We start from the raw sequence: 3,771 nt of genomic DNA, 5'->3' as shown, positions 1-3,771 counted from the left end.
TACACCCCAGTTAAGAGATAATGTAGTTAACTGGAGAAAGTAATGACGCTAAGAAAGAAATACCCCAAAGAATTTAAATTGGATGCCATAAGCCTAGTATTAGAACAAGGCTATGGAGTCACGGAAGCAGCAAATAATTTAGACATAGCTCAAGCGCTATTAAGCCGTTGGATAAAAGAACACAGAGAGCAAGATAGCCAAGCCTTTCGAGGCAATGGCAAGTTAACTGCAGAGCAATTAGAAATACGCCGCCTACAGGAAGAAAATAAGCGCCTGAAGATGGAAAAGGAGATCTTAAAAAAGGCGGCGGTCTTCTTTGCTCAAGAAACGAAATAAAATATTCGTTTGTCGCCCAAAATAAGAAGACCTGGCCAGTTGGCTTAATGTGCCAACTCCTGGGCATTACACGGCATGGATATTACAGTTACCAGCAACGCCAGAGAAATAAACCAGATAATCCTAAGCATCAAGAGGTTATTGAGTGGGTGAAGAAAATAGCTGAAGCCAGCCAGTATTGTTATGGAAGCCGCAGGATGAAGAATGCTTTAAATGCATTAGGTTATTCAATAGGTAGAAGACGAACTCAAAATTTAATGAAAGAGGCGCAAGTTTTTGTTCGTTATCGCAAGAAATACAAAGTGACAACAAATAGCAACCATAAACAACCAGTTTATGAAAACGTTTTAAATAGACAATTTGATGTTAAAGAAGCAAATAAAGCTTACGTATCCGATATTACTTATGTCTGGACTCAGGAGGGTTGGCTTTATTTAGCGGTTGTTATGGATTTATTTTCAAGAAAAATAGTGGGCTGGAGTATGGGTTCTCGAATGAAAGCAACATTAGTCTGTGATGCTCTGAATATGGCTATTTGGCAGCGAAAGCCATCACCAGGACTCGTTATTCATTCAGATAGAGGAACTCAGTACGCAAGTTACCAATACCGTAATTTATTAACGAGTAAAGGTTATATTGGCAGTATGAGTAAAAGAGGAGATTGCTGGATAATAGTGTTATTGAAAGCTTCTTTGGACGTTTAAAGCAAGAACGAGTTCAATGGCGAAATTATCAAACCCGATGGGAAGCTCAACAGGATATTTTGAATTACATCACTATGTTCTATAACAGCCACAGATTGCATTCATATTTGGGATATTTAAGCCCAAATCAATTTGAAAAACAGAGCCATTTTTTAATGAAAGTTGCTTAACTGGGGTGTAACATTTTGTTTGACCACATCAGTTTCAGCATCTATCATATTTACGTCACTATACTATTTTATAAAATCAAAAACTCAATATTTAAAGTATCAATTTAAAAAATACCGTTAGATCCCGAAGAAAAGAATTTTCTAAGGGCGCAATATACATTGCTTTGCAATGTGAAAATTTGAAACAAAATTTAATTCGTAAAATGGCAATTTCCCTGACGCTAAAGAATCAATTATTTAATTTTATTAATTCTAAAGAAACTAAAGGTGATTAATAAAGCCATATTTTATTAATCATTATTCTGCTATATTGTGATTAATAAAAAGCGAGGTTATTAATCATGAAATGGAATTGGCAGCTTAAAGATTGGCCAAATTTTACTTGGGACTCCGATAAATTAGTTGTGTTTGAACAGTCTTTTACTGAGAACGCGGGTATTATTAATTGGTTCTTCGCAACATATATCTCAAGAAGGTAAGCAAAATTTATTTATCGATTTAATGTGTACAGATGCTTTGGATAGCTCAGAAATAGAAGGAGAGCATTTAAATAGAGATAGCGTGCAATCGTCTATACAAAAAGAGTTAGGATTGTCTACGGAATCTCCTAGAGCTAGCATGGCAGAGCGTGGGATCGCTAAAATGATGGTTAGTTTATATCAAACGATTTCTAGTCCACTAACACATCAGGTTTTATTTGAATGGCATCAATTTTTAATGGGTAATAGCCATCGTTTAGAAAGTATAGGTCAATATCGTAAACATGAAGAAGCAATGCAAATTGTTTCTGGTCCTGATTACAATCGAAAAATCCATTTTGAAGCGCCTCCCTCAATACGTGTTCCGGCCGAAATGGATCAATTTATTGATTGGTTTGAACGGAGTTCTCTCACCGGTTCAGCTCCTTTACCCACATTAACCCGAGCAGGAATAGCCCATTTGTGGTTTGAGAGTATCCATCCTTTTGAAGATGGAAATGGAAGAATAGGGCGAGCTATAGCAGAAAAAGCCTTATCTCAAGGATTTTCAAAACCAGTAATGACGGTATTGGCAAAAATTTTATTAAAAAAGCGAAAGGAATATTATCAACAGTTAGGATTAACAAGCAAAACCTTGGATATCACCTCTTGGTTGACATGGTTTGCTAATATCGCTCTAGAAGCGCAACAAAGTACTTCTTTGTATATTGATTTTATTATTAAGAAATCAATTATTTTAAAGGAAGCGGAAGGTAAAATTAATCCAAGACAAGAAAAGGTTTTATTAAGATTATTTAATGCGGGGCCTGATGGGTTTGTAGGCGGTTTAAGTGCTAAAAATTATATGAATATAACAGCCGCACCTATCGCTACAACAACCAGAGATTTGAATGATTTGGTGAAAAAAAATATTCTTAAACGAACTGGCGAACTTAAAGCGACTCGTTATTTTTTAAATCTCGATAAGACTTAAATGTAATTTTTTGAGATTTGGTACGCAGCAAGTACCAAATTAAAGTGTCTAGCAGTGAGTTCCAAAATGGAACTTACTGAAGTTTATCATTTGACCAACATTGTCCGCGCGATTACTTATTATTAGTTTTTATAACAGGCTTACGAAGAGACGAAGCTGCCATCTTAAAATGAGAAAATGTCGACCTAGCAGCAAAAACCTTTACTGTGGTTAAAACAAAAAATAACGAATCCCACACCCTTAAATAATTTTGGTACCGTTTTTGGTAGCAGTTTTGAAATGTAATTAATTGACATTAATTGGTATCAAAGTATTCTCTAAATCTTATTATGACCTCTGCAGTAATTCATTGAATACTAAACATGAGACTTATGATTAATGTTTATGTTTAGGCAGATTTCATTTAGAGGAATTAAGATAAGTAAATCCTGATAAAGATACTTTTCTTCCGTCAGGGAAGCACGCTACCAGCTCTAGTTTCGCTCCCAAAGCAAATAAATAGTTTCTCAAGGTTGAAATATAAATGTCATCTCTTTTTTCCAGTTGTGCGACACTAGGCTGTGTTATCTGAAGAACCTCTGCAACTTGATTTTGTGTGATATGACATACTTTCCTGAGCTCGTCCAAATCCATTTCCGCTAACATTTCAGCAGCTTTGGCTGTTGCAGCGGTATCAACTTCTTTAGAAATTTTTTCAGTGAGCTTTGATAATGGTTTAGCCATGATAGATACCTCGCTATTCTATTTCTGACAAATGATTTAAAAATTCCTGTTCTGCTATTGGAATCATAATGTCATAAAAGCGTTTATTTCCTGTTTTATCTCCACCACATAGCAAAACTGCCTGACGCTCAGGATCAAACGCAAAAAATACCCTGTAAGATCTTCCTTGATGCTGTATCATTAATTCCTTAAGTTTTTTTACTTTTTTTGTTCCATTAAGGCTGTCGACGTAGGGACGTTCGAGATTTGGTCCTTTTATTTCGAGCAGCTTAATCACAAGCAAGTACGCTTTGGAGTTGCCCCTATTAAACCGGACCGCAAAATTACCTCAAAGCAGCCATTAAAAACTGTCTAGGAGACATCATATTAAGCCCTTTGTGAGGAGC

At 35.8% G+C, this 3,771-nt stretch carries 2 protein-coding genes and 3 pseudogenes; 3 read left to right on the top strand and 2 right to left on the bottom strand.

From position 1 onward, the window contains the following. Positions 1–42: 42 nt before the first annotated feature. The 3 genes and pseudogenes from B5D33_RS16210 (at position 43) to B5D33_RS16205 (ending at position 2,662) form a co-directional block, all read left to right on the top strand. Positions 43–1,210: pseudogene (locus tag B5D33_RS16210) on the top strand (IS3 family transposase). A gap of 341 nt (positions 1,211–1,551) precedes the next feature. Then, positions 1,552–1,608: pseudogene (locus B5D33_RS16930) on the top strand (hypothetical protein); the annotation flags it as partial. Positions 1,609–1,618: 10 nt separating this feature from the next. Next, positions 1,619–2,662: a Fic family protein gene (locus tag B5D33_RS16205; protein WP_234802538.1), complete on the top strand. Its 1,044-nt coding sequence runs from the start codon at positions 1,619–1,621 to the stop codon at positions 2,660–2,662. Positions 2,663–3,061: 399 nt separating this feature from the next. Here the strand turns inward: B5D33_RS16205 and B5D33_RS16200 are convergent, their stop codons facing one another. Both B5D33_RS16200 and B5D33_RS16195 read right to left on the bottom strand, forming a co-directional pair. Continuing rightward, positions 3,062–3,385 (bottom strand): helix-turn-helix domain-containing protein, encoded by a 324-nt coding sequence (locus B5D33_RS16200; RefSeq protein ID WP_058451746.1) that lies wholly within the window; start codon positions 3,383–3,385, stop codon positions 3,062–3,064. Between the two features lie 13 nt (positions 3,386–3,398). Beyond that, positions 3,399–3,680, bottom strand: a pseudogene (locus B5D33_RS16195) (type II toxin-antitoxin system RelE/ParE family toxin); the annotation flags it as partial. Positions 3,681–3,771 lie beyond the last annotated feature (91 nt).

The sequence above is a fragment of the Legionella maceachernii genome, from assembly GCF_900167045.1.
GTDB lineage: Bacteria > Pseudomonadota > Gammaproteobacteria > Legionellales > Legionellaceae > Tatlockia > Tatlockia maceachernii.
This window is presented reverse-complemented; position numbering and strand designations above follow the sequence as displayed.

Bases quoted from the DNA above. Each gene is read 5' to 3' on its own strand.
- B5D33_RS16200 (WP_058451746.1), bottom strand. From the start codon at position 3,385: ATGGCTAAACCATTATCAAAGCTCACTGAAAAAATTTCTAAAGAAGTT.